At 62.0% G+C, this 21,274-nt stretch carries 19 protein-coding genes; 10 read left to right on the top strand and 9 right to left on the bottom strand.

Annotated features, from left to right (window positions below; all coding sequences use genetic code 11):
• Positions 1-111 precede the first annotated feature (111 nt).
• The 4 genes from glgC to J2Z75_RS12995 all read left to right on the top strand — a co-directional run bounded on the left by glgC (position 112) and on the right by J2Z75_RS12995 (position 4,936).
• Entirely contained in the window at positions 112-1,371 is a 1,260-nt protein-coding gene (gene glgC / locus J2Z75_RS12980) for a glucose-1-phosphate adenylyltransferase (RefSeq protein ID WP_209852918.1), read from the top strand.
• A 2-nt stretch (positions 1,372-1,373) separates the two neighbouring features.
• Positions 1,374-2,813 (top strand): glycogen synthase GlgA, encoded by a 1,440-nt coding sequence (gene glgA / locus J2Z75_RS12985; RefSeq protein WP_209852920.1) that lies wholly within the window; start codon positions 1,374-1,376, stop codon positions 2,811-2,813.
• 5 nt (positions 2,814-2,818) lie between these two features.
• Positions 2,819-4,447 (top strand): alpha-D-glucose phosphate-specific phosphoglucomutase, encoded by a 1,629-nt coding sequence (locus J2Z75_RS12990; RefSeq protein WP_209852922.1) that lies wholly within the window; start codon positions 2,819-2,821, stop codon positions 4,445-4,447.
• A 279-nt stretch (positions 4,448-4,726) separates the two neighbouring features.
• Positions 4,727-4,936, top strand: a complete 210-nt coding sequence (locus J2Z75_RS12995; protein ID WP_209852926.1) for a hypothetical protein — start codon at positions 4,727-4,729, stop codon at positions 4,934-4,936.
• A 169-nt stretch (positions 4,937-5,105) separates the two neighbouring features.
• Here J2Z75_RS12995 and J2Z75_RS13000 read toward each other — a convergent pair whose 3' ends face one another.
• Both J2Z75_RS13000 and J2Z75_RS13005 read right to left on the bottom strand, forming a co-directional pair.
• Positions 5,106-6,038 carry a reverse transcriptase family protein gene (locus J2Z75_RS13000; RefSeq protein WP_209852928.1) on the bottom strand — a complete coding sequence of 311 codons (933 nt, stop codon included), beginning with the start codon at positions 6,036-6,038 and terminating at the stop codon, positions 5,106-5,108.
• Complete coding sequence (locus J2Z75_RS13005; RefSeq protein ID WP_209852930.1) at positions 6,028-6,330, bottom strand: helix-turn-helix transcriptional regulator; 303 nt, start codon at positions 6,328-6,330, stop codon at positions 6,028-6,030. The genes J2Z75_RS13000 and J2Z75_RS13005 overlap by 11 nt, the downstream gene beginning before the upstream one ends.
• Positions 6,331-7,799: 1,469 nt before the next feature.
• Here J2Z75_RS13005 and glgX point away from each other — a divergent pair.
• The 3 genes from glgX (at position 7,800) to J2Z75_RS13020 (ending at position 11,432) form a co-directional block, all read left to right on the top strand.
• On the top strand, positions 7,800-9,791 hold the full coding sequence (gene glgX / locus J2Z75_RS13010; RefSeq protein WP_209852932.1) for a glycogen debranching protein GlgX: 1,992 nt from the start codon (positions 7,800-7,802) through the stop codon (positions 9,789-9,791).
• An 83-nt stretch (positions 9,792-9,874) separates the two neighbouring features.
• A complete protein-coding gene (locus J2Z75_RS13015) occupies positions 9,875-10,363 on the top strand; it encodes a MaoC family dehydratase (protein ID WP_209852934.1) in 489 nt (162 codons plus the stop codon).
• Positions 10,356-11,432: a DUF2332 domain-containing protein gene (locus tag J2Z75_RS13020; RefSeq protein ID WP_209852936.1), complete on the top strand. Its 1,077-nt coding sequence runs from the start codon at positions 10,356-10,358 to the stop codon at positions 11,430-11,432. The genes J2Z75_RS13015 and J2Z75_RS13020 overlap by 8 nt, the downstream gene beginning before the upstream one ends.
• A 170-nt stretch (positions 11,433-11,602) precedes the next feature.
• On the opposite strand, the gene J2Z75_RS13025 is transcribed toward J2Z75_RS13020, so the two are convergent.
• The 4 genes from J2Z75_RS13025 to J2Z75_RS13040 are packed head-to-tail and all read right to left on the bottom strand — an operon-like array spanning position 11,603 to position 16,744.
• Positions 11,603-12,151, bottom strand: a complete 549-nt coding sequence (locus tag J2Z75_RS13025; RefSeq protein ID WP_209852937.1) for a sarcosine oxidase subunit gamma — start codon at positions 12,149-12,151, stop codon at positions 11,603-11,605.
• Positions 12,144-15,137 carry a sarcosine oxidase subunit alpha gene (locus tag J2Z75_RS13030; RefSeq protein WP_209852938.1) on the bottom strand — a complete coding sequence of 998 codons (2,994 nt, stop codon included), beginning with the start codon at positions 15,135-15,137 and terminating at the stop codon, positions 12,144-12,146. Before J2Z75_RS13030 ends, J2Z75_RS13025 begins: the two co-directional genes overlap by 8 nt.
• Positions 15,134-15,478, bottom strand: coding sequence for a sarcosine oxidase subunit delta (locus J2Z75_RS13035; protein ID WP_209852939.1), 345 nt, complete (start codon positions 15,476-15,478; stop codon positions 15,134-15,136). The genes J2Z75_RS13030 and J2Z75_RS13035 overlap by 4 nt, the downstream gene beginning before the upstream one ends.
• Positions 15,479-15,490: 12 nt before the next feature.
• A complete protein-coding gene (locus tag J2Z75_RS13040; protein ID WP_209852942.1) occupies positions 15,491-16,744 on the bottom strand; it encodes a sarcosine oxidase subunit beta in 1,254 nt (417 codons plus the stop codon).
• Positions 16,745-17,176: 432 nt separating this feature from the next.
• Between J2Z75_RS13040 and rpsU the strand changes: the two genes are divergently transcribed.
• Both rpsU and J2Z75_RS13050 read left to right on the top strand, forming a co-directional pair.
• Entirely contained in the window at positions 17,177-17,425 is a 249-nt protein-coding gene (gene rpsU / locus J2Z75_RS13045) for a 30S ribosomal protein S21 (RefSeq protein WP_209852944.1), read from the top strand.
• A 383-nt stretch (positions 17,426-17,808) separates the two neighbouring features.
• Positions 17,809-18,612, top strand: a complete 804-nt coding sequence (locus J2Z75_RS13050) for a tetratricopeptide repeat protein (protein ID WP_234937343.1) — start codon at positions 17,809-17,811, stop codon at positions 18,610-18,612.
• Here J2Z75_RS13050 and J2Z75_RS13055 read toward each other — a convergent pair.
• A complete protein-coding gene (locus J2Z75_RS13055; RefSeq protein ID WP_209852948.1) occupies positions 18,593-18,865 on the bottom strand; it encodes a hypothetical protein in 273 nt (90 codons plus the stop codon). The genes J2Z75_RS13050 and J2Z75_RS13055 overlap by 20 nt on opposite strands.
• Here J2Z75_RS13055 and J2Z75_RS13060 point away from each other — a divergent pair.
• On the top strand, positions 18,846-19,325 hold the full coding sequence (locus tag J2Z75_RS13060) for a DUF992 domain-containing protein (RefSeq protein ID WP_209852950.1): 480 nt from the start codon (positions 18,846-18,848) through the stop codon (positions 19,323-19,325). The two genes, J2Z75_RS13055 and J2Z75_RS13060, sit on opposite strands and share 20 nt — an antisense overlap.
• 78 nt (positions 19,326-19,403) lie before the next feature.
• Here J2Z75_RS13060 and J2Z75_RS13065 read toward each other — a convergent pair whose 3' ends face one another.
• Both J2Z75_RS13065 and J2Z75_RS13070 read right to left on the bottom strand, forming a co-directional pair.
• Complete coding sequence (locus J2Z75_RS13065) at positions 19,404-20,804, bottom strand: NAD(P)(+) transhydrogenase (Re/Si-specific) subunit beta (protein WP_209852952.1); 1,401 nt, start codon at positions 20,802-20,804, stop codon at positions 19,404-19,406.
• A 12-nt stretch (positions 20,805-20,816) separates the two neighbouring features.
• Complete coding sequence (locus J2Z75_RS13070; RefSeq protein ID WP_209852954.1) at positions 20,817-21,227, bottom strand: NAD(P) transhydrogenase subunit alpha; 411 nt, start codon at positions 21,225-21,227, stop codon at positions 20,817-20,819.
• Positions 21,228-21,274 lie beyond the last annotated feature (47 nt).

Raw genomic sequence — 21,274 nt, forward strand, 5'->3', positions numbered from 1 at the left:
GCGGGCTCCCAAGGCCTGTCGATGCGATGCGTCAGAAGAATATTTGGAGAGAACACTGTTCCAAAGGGCGGGTGAACCGCTCCCGGAACCATACTATCGGGAGGAAAATCAATGGAAAAGAGAATACAGCCACTCGCCCGTGACGCCATGGCCTACGTTCTTGCCGGCGGCCGGGGAAGCCGCCTGAAGGAACTGACCGATCGTCGCGCCAAGCCTGCGGTCTACTTTGGCGGCAAGGCCCGCATCATCGACTTCGCGCTGTCGAATGCGATGAACTCCGGCATTCGCCGCATCGGCGTCGCCACGCAGTACAAGGCGCATTCGCTGATCCGCCACCTGCAGAACGGCTGGAACTTCTTCCGCCCCGAGCGTAACGAGAGCTTCGACATCCTGCCGGCCTCCCAGCGCGTCTCTGAAACGCAATGGTACGAAGGCACGGCCGACGCCGTCTACCAGAACATCGACATCATCGAGGACCATGGCGTCGAATACATGGTCATCCTTGCCGGCGACCATATCTACAAGATGGACTACGAACTCATGCTCCAGCAGCATGTGGACAGCGGCGCCGACGTCACCATCGGCTGCCTGGAAGTGCCGCGCATGGAAGCCACCGGCTTCGGCGTCATGCATGTCGACGACAAGGACCAGATCATCGCCTTCGTCGAGAAGCCGGCCGACCCGCCGGGCATTCCCGGCAATCCGGAAATGGCGCTGGCCTCGATGGGCATCTACGTCTTCCACACCAAGTTCCTGATGGACATACTGCGCCGCGATGCCGCCGACCCCACCTCCTCGCGCGATTTCGGCAAGGACATCATCCCCTATATCGTCCAGCACGGCAAAGCCGTCGCCCACCGCTTCAACCAGTCCTGCGTCCGCTCCGATTTCGAGCGCGAGGCCTATTGGCGCGACGTCGGCACGATCGACGCCTACTGGCAGGCCAATATCGACCTCACCCATGTCACGCCGGAACTCGATATCTACGACGGCACCTGGCCGATCTGGACCTTCGCCGAAATCAAGCCGCCGGCGAAATTCGTCCATGACGACGAGAACCGCCGTGGATCTGCGACCTCCTCGCTCGTCTCCGGCGACTGCATCATTTCCGGTGCCTCGCTGAACCGCTCGATGTTGTTTACCGGCGTGCGGGTGAATTCCTTCTCGCGTCTCGACGGCGCCGTGATCCTGCCCAACGTCAAGATCGGCCGGCATGCGAACTTGAAGAACGTCGTCATCGACAGCCGCGTCGTCATCCCGGAAGGCCTCGTCGTCGGCGACGATCCGGAATTCGACGCCAAGCGCTTCCGCCGTTCGGAAAACGGCATCTGCCTGATTACCCAGGCGATGATCGACAAGCTGGACATGTAAGGATGGAAGTCCTCTCCGTCGCATCGGAAGTCTTTCCGCTGATCAAGACAGGGGGCCTCGCCGATGTGGCGGGCGCCCTGCCGGCGGCGATGAAGCCGCACGGCGTCCGAATGCGCACGCTGATGCCGGGCTATCCCGTGGTGATGCAGAAATTGAAGAAGCCGCAGAAAATCGGCGGCTTCGACAATCTCTTCGGCTACCCCGCCTCGATCCTCGCCGTCGATCATGACGGCCTCGATCTTCTCGTGCTCGACGCCCCGGAACTGTTCGATCGCGACGGTGGCCCCTATGTCGATAAGACGGGACTGGACTATGTCGACAATTTCCGCCGCTTCGCCGCCCTGTCGCTGACGGCGGCCGAGATCGCCGGTGGCCTGTTGCCGAGCTGGAAGCCCGATCTCGTCCATGTTCATGACTGGCAGGCGGCGCTGACCCCTGTCTACATGCGCTTCGGCCCGGCCCATGCGACGCCCACGGTGCTGACCATCCACAACATCGCCTTCCAGGGCCAGTTCGGCCCGGACGTCTTTCCGGAACTGGCTCTGCCACGGGAAGCCTTTTCGATGAGCTACGTCGAGTATTTCGGCGATGTCGGTTTTCTGAAAGGCGGGCTGCAGACGGCCAATGCCATCACCACCGTCAGCCCCTCCTATGCCCAGGAAATCCTGACGCCCGAATTCGGCATGGGCTTCGAAGGCCTGCTGACCGCCCGGCTCTCCAGTCTTTCCGGCATCGTCAACGGCATCGACACCGATGTCTGGAACCCGCAGACGGACAAGAATATCACCGAGACCTACGGCCCCAATTCGCTGAAAAAACGCGAAGCCAACCGCAAGGCCCTGTCGGCCCATTTCGGCTTCGACAACGCCCCCGGTCCGATCTTCTGCGTCGTCAGCCGGTTGACCTGGCAGAAGGGCATGGACGTGCTTGCCGAAGTGATCGATGATATCGTCGACAATGGCGGCAAGCTCGCCGTGCTCGGCTCCGGCGATCCGGTGCTTGAAAATGCCTTCATTTCCGCCGCAACGCGCCATCCCGGCCGGGTCGGCATGGTGATCGGCTACAACGAGCCGCTGTCGCATCTGATGCAGGCCGGCGCCGACGCCATCCTCATCCCCTCGCGCTTCGAGCCCTGCGGCCTCACCCAGCTCTACGGCCTGCGCTACGGCTGCGTGCCGATCGTCGCCCATACCGGCGGCCTTGCCGATACCATCATCGACGCCAACGAGGCGGCCCTTGCCGCCAAGGTCGCCACCGGCTTCCAGTTCTCGCCGGTCTCCGCTGCGAGCCTGCGCCAGGCGCTGCGCCGCGCCTTTGCCGCCTACCGGCAACCGAAAATCTGGGCCCGCCTCCAGGCCCAGGGCATGAAATCAGACGTTTCCTGGGATATGAGCGCGCATCGTTATGCCGATCTGTATTCCAGTCTTCTTGCGAAAGGCTAAGACCCATGATCAGAACCGTTCAGACCACTCCCTATTTGGACCAGAAGCCCGGAACCTCCGGCCTGCGCAAGAAGGTGCCGGTCTTCCAGCAGAAGAACTATGCCGAGAACTTCATCCAGTCGATCTTCAACAGCCTCGAGGGCTTCAAGGGCGAAACGCTGGTGATCGGCGGCGACGGCCGCTACTACAACCGCGAGGTGATCCAGATCGCCATCAAGATGGCGGCTGCCAACGGTTTCGGCCGCGTGCTCGTCGGCCGCGGCGGCATCCTGTCGACGCCGGCCGCCTCCAACATCATACGCAAGTACAAGGCCTTCGGCGGCATCGTGCTGTCGGCCAGCCACAATCCCGGCGGCCCGACCGAGGATTTCGGCATCAAGTACAATATCGGCAATGGCGGCCCGGCGCCTGAAAAGGTCACCGACGCCATCTATGCCGGCACACGGACGATCGAGACCTACCGCATCGCCGAGGTCGCCGACATCAATCTCGACAGCGCAGGCAGCCAGGATATCGCCGGCATGGAGGTCGTGGTCATCGACCCGGTCTCCGACTATGCCGAGCTGATGGAAAAGCTGTTCGACTTTCCAGCCATCCGCAACCTGATCGGCGGCGGCTTCCGCATCGTCTTCGACGCGATGAGCGCCGTCACCGGCCCCTATGCCAAGGAAATCCTCGAAAATCGGCTCGGCGCCGCTAAGGGCTCGGTGCTGAACTTCATCCCGCTGCCCGATTTCGGCGGTCATCATCCCGATCCCAACCTCGTCCACGCCCGCGCCCTCTACGAGGAGATGATGGGCGACGACGCGCCGGACTTCGGCGCCGCCTCCGATGGCGACGGCGACCGCAACCTGATCATCGGCAAGGGCATCTTCATCACCCCGTCCGACAGCCTTGCCATGCTTGCCGCCAATGCCAGCCTCGCCCCCGGCTATTCCAAGGGCCTTGCCGGCATTGCCCGCTCGATGCCGACCAGCGCGGCCGCCGACAAGGTCGCCGAAAAGCTCGGCATCGGCATCTACGAGACCCCGACCGGCTGGAAATTCTTCGGCAACCTGATGGATGCCGGCCTCGTCACCATCTGCGGCGAGGAAAGTGCCGGCACCGGCTCCAACCACGTGCGCGAAAAGGACGGCCTCTGGGCGGTGCTGCTCTGGCTCAACATCCTCGCCGTCCGCATGGAAAGCGTCCAGGATATCGCCCGCCAGCATTGGACGACCTTTGGCCGCAACTACTATTCCCGACACGACTATGAAGAAGTCGATTCGGACGCCGCCAACGGCCTGATGACGGCGCTGCGCGACCAGCTCGCCACCCTGCCGGGCAAGACCTTCGGCAAGCTCAAGGTCGCCACCGCCGATGACTTCTCCTATCATGACCCGATCGACAAGTCGGTCTCGAACAACCAGGGCATCCGCATCCTGTTCGAAGGCGGCTCCCGCGTCGTCTTCCGCCTGTCCGGCACAGGCACCTCGGGCGCGACCCTGCGCGTCTATATCGAACGCTACGAACCCGACGCCTCCAAGCATGACACCGAGACGCAGGAAGCCCTTGCCGACCTGATCACCGTCGCCGACGAGATCGCCGGCATCAAGACCCGCACCGGCCGCACCGAACCGACTGTCATTACCTGATGGAATAGCCTAAAGGGGAGGCCACAGCCTCTCTTCATCCTCCCTTGAGGGTGAGGGCCATTGTATATGGAGACCCCCTCTGGCCTGTCGGCCATCTCCCCCACAAGGGGGGAGAGACCCTGCCGCACGGCTTCGTTTTAAGCCACGGGCAGAGCGGCAGGCCAAGCCCCTCCCCCTTGTGGGGAGGGGTTGGGGAGGGGACTTTTCATATACGATAGCGCTCTTCGCCGGGTGGGGTGATCCGCCAAACCGAACCCAGCCGCACAAGGAACCGCGACAATGACCGACGACGATCTTGTCGCCCTCTACAAGGCCGGAAAATTCAAGGAAGCGCTGACGGCCGCCATCGGCCAAAACGGCAAATCCAAATCCACCCCCACCCGCCTCGTCATGGACAAGCAGGCCGGCAAGCTCCGCTGCTACCGGGGAAACAAGCGCGTCGAGAAGGACGCGAACGGTGAGTGGCAGCTGGTGAAATTGCTGGGGTGACGAGGGGTGTGCATGAATTCGCTGGATTATGCCGTTCAGGCATCACGCTGTTCGAGATAGGCCGTTCTTTAGCGGCAGCTTTGCGCCAAAAGCGGCTATCGGGTTAAAAAGTGCGTTGACGGACTGGGGTTGAGCGACGAAGGGCGTCGGTTTCAACGCCATGCCACGACTATGGCTTTAGAGCCTCTTCAATCTGGCGACGCTGGGCCAGACGGCCTTTGACCTGATGTTCGAGCTTGATCAACGTGACCTTGTCTGTCGCAAGCTTGTGAAGTTTTTTGGTTTCGGCAAGTTTTTTAAGTTGGCGGTTTGGCAGTTTCAGCGTGCCATTGCGAACAATCACGCCTGTGATGTCTGCTGGCGACCCCACGAGACTAACTTCCTTTTCGCGCTTCAATTTGAAGCCATTTTTGACAATGATCTGCTTCACTTCCCACACCAGAGCGCCCGGGACAGTGGTGCCTGACAAAGTGATATCGTCGGCGTAAACGCTTAGGATGCAGCCAGCGGATGCTACCGCCTCAGCTACATCGTCCCACATTTTCTTATTTGAAAAATACGCGAGAATAGGGCTGCATGGCGATCCTTGGGGCAGCCTGCCACTATCAGTGACGAGAGACACAAGGACTGCTGTCACATCCGGTGCGCACTTCATTACGGTGCTGAAAAACCAAGCAACCCGGTCTGCGGTGCAACTGGGGAAGTAGTCAGCGATATCGAGCAGCCAAAAAGCGTTGCTGTTTACATGCCTTCTAGCGTTGTCGACATAGGACACACCCTTTACCGGGCTACACAAATAGCTGGGCGGCTCGATACGAGAGAGCAGATTCGCGATCCGCGTTTGCAGTTTCTTTAACGGATCAACCGGTATGTCGATTGGGCGATAGTTCCCAGCTTTTTCAGCGGGTGGGGGCTGCTTCAGCCAAGGAGCGGTATCGCTATCCTTTGGCTTCCATCGCTTCTTATAACGAATCTCAATCGCATCGACGGACTTTAAGTGCGCTGGTGAACACATTAAAATGTCTGCAAGCTTCTTTCGAGTGCGCACATTGAAGAGTGCGCTGGCTTCCAATTTGTGGAACGGGAAGGCCTTACGCGGCATGTGATGAAGACTTTTGCTCAATGAGCTGTAGGAAATTGATCACCTTGGAGGCAATGAACGTCTTAGCTTTTTCGCCTTTGCCAGCTTTCTCAATATTCTCAGAAAAGAAAAGTATCGAGGACATAGGAATTCCAAACGTCTTCGAATAACGCTCAATTATATCAATAGAAGGCGTCTTGGTTCCACTCTCGATTTCTGAGAGGTGAGACTTAGAGATTCCCAACTTTTCAGCAACCTCGACCTGCTTCAGGTCGTGGAAAACTCGTATTAATCTCAAGGCTTCGGATAACATAGTACAACTCCTTTCCTTGTAGATATTAGGTTAACGGCCTATCACGACGATCCGAAGATATCGAGGCATACCCGCAAAATGCGGTATATGGTCAAAGCCAACTGAAAAGCCGACTTCAACATTCGTGGATTTTTCAGCTGTTTCCAGCACCAGGAGACGAACCGTTTCCAGCGCGTCGTTGTTCCACTCTTTAACCGCTGCTGCTGGCGATCACTTTCTTCTATAGACATATAGAGTTCCTTCTGTTTGCCCTCGGGACCATCCCTAAGGGTCGTCGCCAAACAGTGTCGGAACCAGCAGCACGCACCTTCTACCTAGAAGCAGCCCGCTCGTCGGGACTGCTTCTGCTTCGCCCGCCGCCGCCGTCCCCTCTCGGGTCCTCGGGCGTCCGGGTAAGATCAGAGGACACGAAGGTCCTCCACGGCATTCGCATTTCTGAGAATGGCCTGAAAATGACGACTTCTTCCGCTCATGATCTGGACAGGAACATAAGGAAGTCATGATCAAAAATCAAGAAGAAAGTTCGCTAAAAGCGAACTTTCTTCTAATCCATAGCCCTCGCGAAACTTGGCCCTTGGCGGTCACCATTTCCGCCGTCCTAGCAACGACCAGTCGCTTATGCGGGTTTGGGCCGAAAACGGAAGTCACCAGTCGAATGACTGCTTAATACGCCATGACCAACACGCCTCCCCCCCACAAAAAATCATCCCCGCTGATCCCCGCCCTTGAAACCTGTGCCATCCTGACGTCGTTCCGCCCATGGATACGCTGCCAGGCGTGGCAGTGAGGCGGGGCCGGTGCCGGGTGCGGGAAGGACGTAGGCCTTCATCCGGTGGGCGAGCAGAAAATGGTTCCCCTCCGCAGGCTGTTGCGGCTGCGGACGTGCCTGTGCGGTACAGAAGGTTGACGCGAATGTCGGTCAAAGAGGAACCGGAGTTGCCGCCGACGACCATCGAACGGGGCGCTGGAAGGCGTCATATAAACTTACTTAACTGCGGCACTTTCCAGCGCCCCGGCCAGGTAAACGAAGAGCAAACCCACGGCGGATTTTCCGGGCGTGGCTGAAGGGCGTTGAAGCTGCTGCAATCTCCCTCTTCTCCCCGGCGGGGAGAAGGTGGCCCGCAGGGCCGGATGAGGGGGCCACACGCTCCGAATATGCCGCCCCCTCATCGCCTCGCAGTCGCTCGGCTCTTCTCCCCCGCCGGGGAGAAGAGGGAGTTCCACCTCCCCCTTGAGGGGGGAGGTCGCCGCAACGCGGCGGGTGGGGGTGACCACCGCGAGCACGAGAGACAATTGCCTATGCCGCGAACCACCCCACCCCGGCACCGCGTGCCGACCCTCCCCCTCGAGGGGAGGGTAAACATACCGCTTGCAACATCCGCCAAAGCAGAGACAAATCACTGTCAAACCAGACTGATACGACACTCTCGTCCGTCAAATGCCCGCCAGACCATCCCAAGGTGACCCCGATGCAGAACCCGACCACTCTCTCCCCCCTCGGCGCCACGCTCGATGATCGCGGCACCACCTTTGCCGTCTGGTCCGGCTCCGCCTCCGGCATCGAACTCTGCCTCTACGACGAGGCGGGCGAGCGCGAACTGCGCCGCCTGCCGATGCAGCGCAATGAGGATGGCGTCCACAGCCTCACCGTCGCCGACGCCCCCGCCGGCACCCGCTACGGTTTTCGCGCCTGGGGGCAGTATGATCCGGATCAGGGCCTCTGGTTCGATCCGGCCAAGCTGCTGGTCGATCCCTATGCAAGCGAACTCGACCGCCCCTTCCATTACGATCCGCGCCTGTCGGTCTTCGGCGACGATACCGCCGACCTCGTGCCGAGAGCCATCGTCACGGAACCCCAGACAGTACCGTCCCAGGCACCACTTTTTGAGGCCGGCGGACTGATCTACGAAATCGCCGTCCGCCCCTTCACCATGCTGCATGCGGACATTCCCGAGCCCCTGCGCGGCACGGTCGCGGCACTCGCCCATCCCGCCATCATCGCCCATCTGCAGCGCATCGGCGTCTCCGCCGTCGAGCTGATGCCGATCACCGCCTGGATCGACGAGCGCCACCTGCCGCCGCTGGGCTTGACCAACGGCTGGGGCTACAATCCGATTGCCTTCATGGCGCTCGACCCGCGCCTCGTGCCCGGCGGCATGACCGAGCTGCGTGAAACCGTGGCAGCGCTGCATGAAGCAGGCATCGGCATCATCCTCGATCTGGTCTTCAACCATTCCGGCGAAAGCGACCGCTTCGGCGCGACGCTCTCCATGCGCGGCCTCGACAACCACACCTACTATCGCCACGCCACCGCCCGGCCCGGCGAGCACGGTGAGCTTCGCGAATTGGTCAACGACACCGGCTGCGGCAACACGATTGCCTGCGACCACCCGGTCGTCCGCCGGCTCATCCTCGACAGCCTGCGCCATTTCGTGCTGTCCGCCGGCATCGACGGTTTCCGCTTCGATCTCGGCTCCATCCTCGGCCGCGACATCAACGGCTTTCGCGCCGATGCGGCCCTCTTCATCGAAATGCTGGCCGATCCGGTGCTGAAGGACCGCGTCCTGATCGCCGAGCCCTGGGATATCGGCCCGGGCGGCTACCAGCTCGGCAATTTCCCCGCCCCCTTCCTCGAATGGAATGACCGTGCCCGCGACGACCTGCGCCGCACCTGGCGCGGCGACCGCCACACGATCGGAGATCTGGCGACGGCGCTGGCCGGCTCGTCCAACATCTTCTCCCGCAATGGCGGCAGCGCCACCCGCAGCGTCAATTTCATCGCCGCCCATGACGGCTTCACGCTGATGGATCTCGTCTCCTATGCCGGCAAACACAACGAGGCGAACGGCGAGGACAATCGCGACGGCCACAGCGACAACCAGTCCTGGAACAACGGCGCCGAAGGCGCGACCGACGATCCGGAGGTTCTGGCCTTCCGCCGCCGCGACGTCATGGGCCTGCTGTCGACCCTGTTTGCCACGCGCGGTGCCATCATGCTGACGGCCGGCGATGAAGCCGGACGCAGCCAGCGCGGCAACAACAACGCCTATTGCCAGGACAACGCCATCACCTGGGTCGACTGGACGGCGCTCGATGAGACGCTGATCGCCCATACAACCGCGCTTTCGCAAATCCGCGCGCGCTTCGATGTTTTCCGCGATACCACGTTCTTCACCGGAAACGGCGACGTCGAGTGGCTGCGGTTCGACGGCCAGCCGATGACGACGGGCGACTGGGAAAGTGCCACGGCCGACCATCTGGTCATGCTGCTGTCGACCGGCGACAGCGTCCAGGACAGACGCACCCGGCTTGCCATCGCCATCAACCGCAGCCATGCCCCGCACGCAGTCCATCTGCCGGTCCGGCCCGGCTCCGGCTGGCAGAGCCTGCTGCCTTCCGCCAACGCCGGTATCGGCATGGTCGCGGCGCGCAGTGTCGGTTTCCACGTCGAGATTTTATGAGCCTATACTGCTCCCCCGATTGCCGTTTTTCGAAAGAGCGGCATATAGAGAAACGGGGGGGATGTTTTTGATCGGAAAAGAGAATGCCGCAGGAAATTTCGCTATCTGACGTCAAGAACCTGGTGGGCACCGAGGTCGGGATCTCCGACTGGATCACAGTCTCGCAAGAGACCATCAACAATTTTGCCGGCGCCACCGACGATCACCAGTTCATCCATACGGACCCGGTGCGCGCCGCAGCCGAAACGCCGTTCGGCGGCACCATCGCCCATGGTTTCCTGTCGCTGTCGCTGCTCTCGGCGATGAACTACAACTGCCTGCCGCGCGTGCGCGAACAGACGATGGGCATCAACTACGGTTTCGACAAGGTGCGCTTCATGACGCCGGTGAAAAGCGGCGCCAAGGTGCGCGGTCGCTTCACCATGGCCGAAGCCCGCTTTCGCGGCGCCGGCATGCTGATGGTCACCTATGACGTTACCGTCGATATCGAGGGTGAACGTAAGCCGGCGCTAACAGCCAACTGGCTGACGATCATCCAGTTCGACCCGAAGGACAGGCCGGCCGATGCCTGACGAGCCGGTGACAGACGAGGCGGTCCGCCTCGCTTTCGTCAGGCAGGCAAGCGCCTGCCGCGAACTCGGCTCGCCCTTTACCGCGCGGCTGTGCACGCTTGCAGCCGAACGGCTGACCGCATCCCATTCCGTCGGCAAGACAATCCTGTCATGGCGCGGCGACCCCTCGCCGGGCGGCGATTCCGTGCCGCTCCGCCTTGCAGGAGCCCTGCATGCGCTGGTGCTGCCCCGCACAGACCGTGTTCTGGCCGCCGTCTATCCGCCCGCATCGGCAAGCGATAAGGAGCTCTGGGCCGCTGTCGACAATGCCTGCCGCACCCATTCGGCTTTCATTCTTGAGCGGCTAAAATCGGCGCCGCAGACCAACGAGGTGCGCCGTTCCGCTGCCCTTTTGCCGGGTTTCCTGACGATCTCCAGCCTGTTCCACAAGCCGCTGGTCCTGTCGGAAGTCGGTGCCAGCGCCGGGCTCAATCTGCAATGGGATCACTACGACTACAGGCTTGGCGACAGGAGCTGGGCCTTGCAGCCCTCGCCGGTGCTGATCGCGCCGGAGTGGCGCGGGCTCCCGCCGCCCGACGTCCCCTTGCATGTCGAAAGCCGCGCCGGATGCGATCTCAATCCGCTCAACCCGGCGAGTAGCGACGATGTCCTGCGGCTCCTGTCCTACATCTGGGCCGACCAGCAGGACAGGCTGGATCGCACCCGCTTTGCCCTCTCGATTGCCACGGCCAACCGCCAGACGGTCGAAAAGGCTGATGCGGTGGACTGGCTGCAGCGGCGGCTTCAGCCCGTTCACGAGGGCCGTGCGCACGTGATCTATCATACGATCGCCTGGCAATATCTACCCGCGCCATCAAAGGCAGAGGGCGAGGCACTGATCACTGCGGCTGGAGAGCGCGCAACGGCGAGCGCACCTCTGGCCCGCCTGCAAATGGAAGCGGACGATCAGAAACACAATGGCGCAGCACTGACGCTGCAGATCTGGCCATCCGGCGAAAAACACCCGATCGGCCGCGCCGATTTTCACGGCCGCTGGGTGGAATGGAGCGGCTGGCCTCGGGTTCATTGAGGTGCGGTGGCTTCGACAGTGAGGCAACGGCCCCTCACCCTAACCCTCTCCCCGCAAGCGGGGAGAGGGGATAACAGAGGTTGCCGCTTGTCCCTTCTCCCCGCCTGCGGGGAGAAGGTGCCCGACAGGGCGGATGAGGGGCGGACCAACTCCCCCCACGAAACCGACGATCAGTTCCCCGCGTCCTCGGCAGCCTCATTCAGAAGCGCCGAAACGTAAGGCGCGAACGACCGCCAGCACTCGACCCGGAACGCATCTTCGGCCGTGCGCAGAAGCACGATTTCCGCCTTGGCGAGAACCGTGCGCGAGCAGGCGCCGACCGGGAAGGCTGTAAGCGACAGGTCCTGCGGGCAGCCGCCATTGACAGCGACGTCGGCACCGCGCCCCTTGACGAGGATCGCCGTGTTGCGGTGGGAGATATCGGTCGCCGAATGCAGCACGCCGCTCAATGCGACCGCCGCCATCAGGTCCGCTTCGTTTTCGTCGATGACAAGCCATTCATCCGGGCCGAGCCACAGGGCGTGGCGGCCGTTTGCCGATGCCGAGGTCTTCGGTTTGGTCGGCAGCGACAGGCCGAGCGCACCGGAGAGCGCGGAGACGGCATCCGGTTTGGCCCGAAGCGAGATCCGGGTTGCGGGTGCGGCGACGGAAAGCGAAGCCGCGCCGGAGCCGCCATGGAAGCCGGAGAGCGGCAGGGTACGGTTAGCCAGATCAGCCATTGATGCGGCCTCCTTCCTTGTCAAAGAACACCATGTCGCTCACCTCGACCGCGATCGTCTTGTCGGGCATCGGCACATAGAGCGTCTGGCCGATCTTCGCCTTGCCGCCGGCAACCAGCGCCAGCGCAATCGAGCGGCCGCAGTTTTCCGACCAGTAGGCCGAGGTCACGTGCCCGATCATCGTCATCGGCAGCGCCTGGTTCGGATCGGCAACGATCTGCGCGCCCTCTTCCAGCACCACCGTCGGATCCTTGGTCAGAAGGCCGACGAGCTGCTTGCGGCCATCGGCCACCAGATCCGGACGGCGCAGGCCGCGGATGCCGACGAAGTCGGGCTTCTTCTTGCCAACGGCCCAGCCAAGCGATGCGTCGTCCGGGGTCACCGTGCCGTCGGTGTCCTGACCGACGATGATGTAGCCCTTTTCGGCGCGCAGCACGTGCATGGTTTCCGTGCCGTAGGTGCAGGCGCCGAGCGGTTCGGCCTCAGCGCGGATCGCTTCCCAGATCGCCGGGCCGAAGTCGGCGGGAACGTTGACTTCAAAGCCAAGCTCGCCGGTAAACGACATGCGGAACAGCCGTGTCGGCACGCCGCAGATCCTGCCTTCGCGAACGCTCATATGCGGGAAGGCTTCATTCGACAGGTCGATGCCCTCCACCAGCGGCGCGATGATCTCGCGGGCCTTCGGACCCTGCACGGCGATGACCGCCCACTGTTCGGTCGCCGAAGTCAGCCAGACGTTCAGATGCGGGAACTCGGTCTGGAGATAGTCTTCCATGTGGTTCATGACACGGGCGGCACCGCCCGTCGTCGTCGTCACATGGAAGCGGTCCTCCGCCATGCGGCCGACAACGCCGTCGTCATAGACGAAGCCGTCTTCGCGCAGCATGATGCCGTAGCGGCAGCGGCCGGCTTTAAGCGTATCCCAGCTGTTGGTGTAGATCAGGTTGAGGAACTGCGCCGCATCGGGGCCAACCACTTCGATCTTGCCGAGCGTCGAGGCATCGAAGATGCCGGCGACATCGCGCACGGTCTTGCATTCGCGGTTGACGGCCTGATGCATGTCCTCGCCGGCGCGCGGATAGTACCAGGCGCGTTTCCACTGGCCGACATCCTCGAACACAGCCCCTTGCGCCTCTTCCAGCGCATGCATCGGCGTCTTGCGGGTCGGGTCGAACAGGTCGCCGCGCGAATGGTTGATCAGCGTGCCGAACGTCACCGGCGTATAGGGCGCGCGGAAGGTGGTCAGACCGACCTTGGGAATTTCGCGGCCGAGCGTTTCGGCGGCGATCGCCAGACCGTGGATGTTGGACAGCTTGCCCTGATCGGTCGCCATGCCGTTGGTGGTGAAGCGCTTGATATGCTCGATCGAGTGCATGCCTTCGCGCACGGCAAGGCGGATATCCTTGGCGCAGACGTCGTTCTGGAAGTCGATGAAGGCCTTGACCGTCGTGTCAGGTCCCGCACCTTCGGCCGCACCCGCCATTCCGCCGGTCCACGCGAAGGCATTTGCGCCCTGAAGCGCAAGCTTTTCAGAAGCCGTGAAGCCGGATGCGTTCGACATCAGCTCGCCGGCCGCCAGCGATTCCTCGATGGTTGCCTGCAGGTCGTTGGTACCGTTGCAGGCGCCGACGGACAGGCAATCCTGCGCATAGGTGCCGGGCAGGAAGCGCTGGGTCTCGTTGTCATAGGCAACCTTGCCGCGCGACTGCGAGAACATGTGCACAGACGGCGTCCAGCCGGCCGACATCAACAGCGCGTCGATGGCGATCTTGCGGGCAGCCCCGCCGCCGTTGCGGGCAACGGACATGGACGAGATCCTGAGCTTGCCGCCGGTATCGACGACGCCGTGGCCGGTGAGAACCTCGATGCCAAGCGAACGGGCCTCCGTGAGAACACCCTCACCCGGCTGCTCGCGGCTATCGACGATGGCGGCGATGGTGACGCCGGCGCGCTTCAGGTCGAAGGCGGCTTCATAGGCCGAATCGTTGGCCGTATAGACCCCAACCTTCTTGCCGACGGCGACGCCGAAATGGTTGAGGAAGGTGCGCGCGGCCGAGGCCAGCATGATGCCGGGACGGTCGTTGTTAGCGAACACCATGTGGCGCTCGATGGCGCCGGTGGCGATGATGACGCGCTTGGCACGGACCTGCCAGAGGCGCTCGCGCGGCAGCTTCCGATCGGGCTTGGCCAGATGCTCCGTCACGCGCTCGTTGAGGCCGACGAAATTCTGGGCGTAATAGCCGAACGCCGTGGTGCGCGGCAGGACCTTGACGTTCTCCATCCTGGCCAGCTTGGCGGCCGTCGCTTGAGCCCAGGTGAAGCCATCCTGACCATCGATGGTGACGCTCTTGTCGTAATGCAGCGCACCGCCGACTTCCGGCTGCTCGTCACAGATGATGACGCGGGCACCCGTCTTGGCAGCGGCAAGCGCGGCTGAAAGACCGGCAACACCGGCGCCGATCACCAGCACGTCGCAATGGGCGTAGCGGCTGGAGTAATGGTCGGTGTCGTCCTCGGTCGGCGATACGCCGAGACCGGCAGCAGCCCGGATCTGCGGCTCGTAGACGTGCTTCCAGGCCTGCTTCGGCCACATGAAGGTCTTGTAGTAGAAGCCGGCGGCGAAGAACGGCGCCAGAATATTGTTGACCGCGCCGACGTCGAAGGCGAGCGACGGCCAGCGGTTCTGCGAGATCACCTTCATGCCGTCGAAGACGTCCTGCACAGTGGCCCGCACGTTCGGCTGCTTGCGGGCGGCGTCGCGCTCGACACCGATCAGTGCGTTCGGCTCTTCAGCACCAGCCGACACGATGCCGCGCGGACGATGGTACTTGAACGATCGGCCGACGAGATGGACACCGTTGGCCAGCAGCGCCGAGGCGACCGTGTCGCCTTCGAGTGCGGCATAGCTCTTGCCGTCGAAGAAGAAACGGGCGGTCTTTGCAGGAGTGAGACGGCCTGCACCGGGGATACGATTGGCGCCGCTCATTTCGCGTCAGACTCCGTGGCTTCATAGGTTTCGACTGTGGCTTCGGTCGCCGGGCGCAACGTGCTGAGATCCGGCTTCGGCAGGCCGGCCTTGTAGGTCGTCAGGAATTTGTCGCTGACGGTATCGCGGGCCGCGTTGAAGAATCGGCCACAACCGTTCAGGTGCCGCCAGCGTTCGAAGGTCAGGCCCTTGACGTTGTCGCGCAGGAAGAAGAAGGCCTCGAATTCCTCGTCGGTCATCTCGGTCATATTGGTCGGCCGGGCGATATGGGCGTCGCCGGCCTGGCGGAATTCGAGCTCGGAACGCTCTTCCTCGCAATAGGGGCAATAGATCAGAAGCATTGTGTGTTCCCCTTAATGCGCAACGGCGGCGGCGGCCGCTTCGTCGATCAGGCGGCCCGAGCGGAAGCGTTCCAGCGTGAACGGCGCGTTGATCTTGTGCGGCGCGTCATTGGCGATGGTGTGGGCAAAGACATTGGCCGAGCCGGGTGTTGCCTTGAAGCCGCCGGTGCCCCAGCCGCAATTGACGTAGAGCCCCTGAACCGGGGTCTTTGCCAGGATCGGCGAACGGTCCGGCGTCACGTCGACGATGCCGCCCCAGGAGCGCATCATCTTCATGCGGCGGAAGATCGGGAACAGTTCGCAGATGGCATCCAGCGTATGGGTGATGATCTGCAGGCCGCCGGTCTGGGAATAGGACGAATACTGGTCGGTGCCGGCGCCGATGACGAGTTCGCCCTTGTCGGACTGGGAGATATAGGCGTGCACGGTGTTGGACATGACGACGCAGGGGAAGATCGGCTTGATCGGCTCCGAGACCAGCGCCTGCAGCGGATAGCTGACCAGCGGCATGCGCACGCCGGCCATTTCCATCAGCACCGAGGTGTGACCGGCGGCCACGACGCCGACCTTCTTGGCATTGATCTGGCCACGATTGGTATCGACGCCGGCAACGGAACCGTCCGGGTTGCGGCGGATGCCGGTGACCTCACAGTTCTGGATGATGTGCACGCCGCGATCGGCAGCGGCGCGGGCATAACCCCAGGCGACGGCATCGTGACGGGCCGTACCGCCACGGCGCTGCAGGGCGGCACCGTTGATCGGATAGCGGGCGGTTTTGGAAATATCGAGCGGCGGGCAGAATTCCTGCGCCTGCTCCGGCGTCAGCCATTCATTGTCGATGCCGTTCAGGCGGTTGGCATGGATATGGCGTTTGAACACCTGCTGGTCATGGATGTTGTGCGACAGCATCATCACGCCGCGCGCCGAATACATGACGTTGTAGTTGAGGTCCTGGCTGAGGCCATCCCAGAGCTTCAGGGCATGATCGTAGATCCCAGCGCTCTCGTCATAGAGATAGTTGGAACGGATGATGGTGGTGTTTCGGCCGGTATTGCCGCCGCCGAGCCAGCCCTTCTCCAGCACGGCGATATTGGTGATGCCATGTTCCTTGGCAAGGTAATAGGCCGTGCCCAGTCCATGGCCGCCGGCGCCGATGATGATGACATCATATTCCTTGCGCGGCTCGGGAGAGGTCCACTGCGCCTCCCATCCCCTGTGGCCGCGCATCGCCTCGCGAGCGACAGCAAAAACCGAATATTTGCGCATCCGCCTTCACACTCCGTAGTCCTGCCAAAAAGGCCGGTGAATTTCCCTGGTCGACTTTAGAAATCGCAAATCCCGGCCTTCCGCAACGTTTCTTTTGCGACGCGAGACGGCGCTTGTCGCACGAGTTGCGACATGCCGCACCTTGGCATCATATGCACCCCGGCATCATAAAGGCATTGCACATCGGCTGGAACACTATACACCAAGACCGACACGACGCCGCGTGAACACAAGTCCCACGGCTCAGATGGAAGAAACACGGGGTCCAGGCAATTTTCAGTCATCGAGACCAACTCGCGGCTGGACTTTGAACAACCGATCTGGTATCCGCTCTTTCAATCGTAAAGCCTTCGGGCTCCGCGAACCTTATTTTTTTGCCTCGTTGACCTGACTTCATGAGGCATCACTCGAAACCAAAGGAACGGGATTAACGTGCAGGTACTAGTCCGCGACAACAACGTCGATCAAGCGCTTCGCGCACTCAAGAAGAAGATGCAGCGCGAAGGCATTTTCCGCGAAATGAAGATGCGTGATTACTACGAGAAGCCTTCCCAGAAGCGCGCTCGCGAAAAGGCTGAAGCCGTTCGCCGCGTTCGCAAGCTGGCTCGCAAGCGTGCACAGCGCGAAGGTGGCATCGTCACCGGCGGCGGTCGCCCTGCTGCGGCTCCTCCGGCACGCTGATCAGCGCTCTCGGCGCATCAGACGCGTAATTCAGGCGGGGGCGACATGGTCGCCACCGCTTTTTCTGTTTGAAACGATGCCCGGCATCCGATTCAAACGCGATGCGACCGGATATGAAGCCGGATGCATGCGACCAGCGCGCATAGCGTGCTACACTGTCTTCGGACATGGAGCCGGCACCCACAGTGGTGCATCTGATGTGCTCCTCGACTTTGAAACTGTGCATGCTGGCCCGATCTGCCGCTTCAGGCGCGGGGCATGCCAAGAGGCTTCGCTTAATTGAGGGATCGATCTTGACATCGACTGCCAGGACTGCGGATTTTTCCGACCACACCGGCATCAACACCGGGCGTGCCAGCACACGCGGTTTCACCGTCGTATCCATGCTGGCCGTAGCCGGAGCGCTGATGCTTTCCAGCTGCACGACCGGGGATACATCGGGCAATGTGATGCGGGTCGAGCGGGCGCAAGGCTCCGAGGAGAACATCGCCTCGCTGTCTGCCGTGATCTCTGCCAATCCGAGCGATCCTGAAGGCTACAACGTTCGCGGTTCAGCCTATGGTCGCGCCGGCGAATTCCGCCGGGCTCTCGCGGATTTCAACAAGGCGCTCGAACTCAACCCGCGATTCTACCAGGCCTATGCCAACCGGGCTCTGGTCGAGCGCAACATGGGCGACCAGTCCGCGGCGCAGTCCGACTACAACGCAGCTCTGCAGCTCAACCCGCGCTATGACGTCGCCTTCATCGGCCGCGGCAATCTCTATCGCCAGGCCGGCCAGCTGGATCAGGCTTTCGCCGATTTCAACAAGGCGATCGAACTCGACACCACGGATCCGCGCGCCTATCACAATCGCGGCCTGATCTATCAGGCCCGCAAGCAGCACGCGCAGGCGATCGAGGATTTCTCCACCGCGATCTCGCTGTCACCCAGTTCGCCCGAACCGTACAACGGCCGCGGCATTTCCTATGTCGCCCTGAATGACGACGATAACGCGTTTTCGGACTTCAACACCGCCATCACGCTGAACGGCAAGATCGCCGAGTCCTGGGCCAACCAGGCGCTGGTCTATGAACGCCGCGGCGACAAGGTGAAGGCTGCCAAGTCCTATTCGCATGCACTGTCGCTCGACACGAAATACGAGCCGGCCCGCGCAGGCCTTGCCCGCGTCAAGGCTGGCGGCGCCTGAAAAAGCCGACATACGTTACCGGACGAAACCGAACCCGCTGCCACCGCAGCGGGTTTTTTCTTGCCGGTCGTTCGCGGCAAACGGAACCATCATCCATGCGGACCGTTATCGTGTCGTCCTCAACGCGCTGATGCCTGAAACGATCGGACATCTGCCGCGCGCCATTACAGAACGACGAGACCGAATATGCCGCCAGCATTTCCAGGCGGCCGGCCTGAACAGGAGTAAAAACCATGTTGAAACGCACAATCATCGCCGCAGCCGCCTTGGCCGCCGTATGGACGGTCCCTGCGGGCGCCGCCAACTATGTGACCCTTGGCCGACTGGTCTGCGGCTCCGAAGGCGGCGTTGGCATGATCATTACGTCGGAAAAAGCACTGAGATGCACCTACACCTCGACAGCCGGTGGCCCCGCTGCGGTCTATGACGGCAAGATCGAGAAATTCGGCATCGATATCGGCCAGACCGGCAAGAGCGTGATGATCTGGGATGTCCTGGCAAAGACCGGCGCCAGCGACGCCAACTTCCCGCTAAGCGGCGAATATTACGGCGTTGGTGCCGATGCAAGCTTTGCAGCCGGTGCCGGAGCCAAGGTTCTCGGTGGCGGCATGGACAAGGCCTTCATGCTGCAGCCGGTCAATGTACAGGTCCAGGAAGGACTTAACATCGCCGTCGGCGTCGAAAAGATGACGCTGGCTCCGGCTTCGATCTGACCTCTTTGACCTCCAGTCGCAAAAATGCCCGCCTCGATGGCGGGCATTTCTGTATCGGACTTACAGTCGTCTAAAGGCTCAGTGCGCCATCGCCTTGACGATATCGTCGGTCATTTTCTTGGCATCGCCGAGCAGCATCATGGTTGCGTCCTTGTAGAACAGCGTGTTGTCGATGCCGGCATAGCCGGAGCCGAGCGAGCGCTTGACGAACAGGCAGGTCTTGGCCTTGTCGACATCGAGAATCGGCATGCCGTAGATCGGCGAGGCCTTGTCGTCGCGAGCGGCCGGATTGGTAACGTCGTTGGCGCCGATGACATAGGCAACGTCGGCCTGGGCGAATTCGGAGTTGATATCCTCCAGCTCGAACACCTCGTCATAGGGCACGTTGGCTTCGGCGAGCAGCACGTTCATATGGCCGGGCATGCGGCCGGCGACCGGATGGATGGCGTATTTCACCTCGACGCCGTTTTCCTTCAGCTTGTCGGCAAGCTCGCGCACCGCATGTTGTGCCTGTGCGACGGCCATGCCGTATCCCGGTACGATGATTACCTTCGACGCATTCATCATCAGGAAGGCCGCATCATCCGCCGAGCCTTGCTTGACCGTGCGGCTCACGCCGTCATCGCTGACGGCCGCAGCGGCGTCGCCACCGAAGCCGCCAAGGATGACCGAGATGAAGGAGCGGTTCATACCCTTGCACATGATGTAGGACAGGATCGCCCCGGACGAACCGACCAGCGCGCCGGTGATGATCAGCGCCAGGTTACCGAGCGTGAAGCCGATGCCGGCGGCCGCCCAGCCCGAATAGGAATTCAACATCGAGACCACGACGGGCATGTCGGCGCCGCCGATCGGCACGATCAGCAGAACGCCGAGCGCTAAGGCCAGCACGACGATCGCCCAGAAGTCGAAATGGCTTTCCGAGACGGCAAGGCCGACGATGAAGAAGACGATCAGCACCAGAAGCGCGATATTGATGACATGCCGGAAGGGCAGCATGATCGGTTTGCCGGACATGCGGCCGTCGAGCTTCAGGAAGGCGATGATCGAGCCGGTAAAGGTGATGGCGCCGATGGCAACACCGAGTGCCATTTCGACCAGCGCCTGCGCATGGATCGAGCCGATCTCGCCGATGCCGAACGAGGACGGCGTATAGAGTGCGGAGGCTGCGACCAGCACGGCGGCAAGGCCGACCAGCGAATGGAAGCCGGCGACCAGCTGCGGCATCGAGGTCATCGGGATCGAGCGGGCGATATAGGCGCCCGCCCCGCCGCCGATGGCAAGGCCGAGGATGATCAGCACCAGACCGCCGAAGGACGGGGTTGCGAGCAGCAGCGTCGTGACAATGGCGATGCCCATGCCGACCATGCCGAGGATATTGCCACGGCGCGAGGTGGTCGGATGCGACAGGCCGCGCAGCGCCATGATGAACAGCACGCCGGAGACGAGGTAGAGGAAGGCTGCGATATTGGGTGACATCGGCTCAGGCCCTCACTTCTCTTTTTTCTTGTACATGGCCAGCATGCGCTGGGTGACGAGGAAGCCGCCGAAGATGTTGACCGAGGCAAGGATCAGCGCGACGAAGCCAAAGCCGGTGGCAAGGCCGGACGCCGAAATGCCAACCGCCAAAAGCGCGCCGACGACGATGACGGAGGAAATCGCATTGGTAACGGCCATCAGCGGCGTGTGCAGCGCAGGGGTCACCGACCAGACGACATAATAGCCGACGAAGATCGACAGCACGAAGATCGCCAGCTGGAAGACGAAGGGATCGATCGCGCCGCCGGACAGGCCGTGCACCACGTTGCCGGCGGCATCCGGCACATATTCGGCTGCCGTGCGCACCGCTTCGACCGCCCGGTCGAGGTCGCCGATCGCCTTGTCGAGAAGCTCATTCGCCATCAAACATCTCCCTTGGACGGTCGCACTTCTCCCTGAAGCCCGAGAAC

The sequence above is a fragment of the Rhizobium herbae genome (assembly GCF_017873135.1).
Classification (GTDB): Bacteria; Pseudomonadota; Alphaproteobacteria; order Rhizobiales; family Rhizobiaceae; genus Pararhizobium; species Pararhizobium herbae.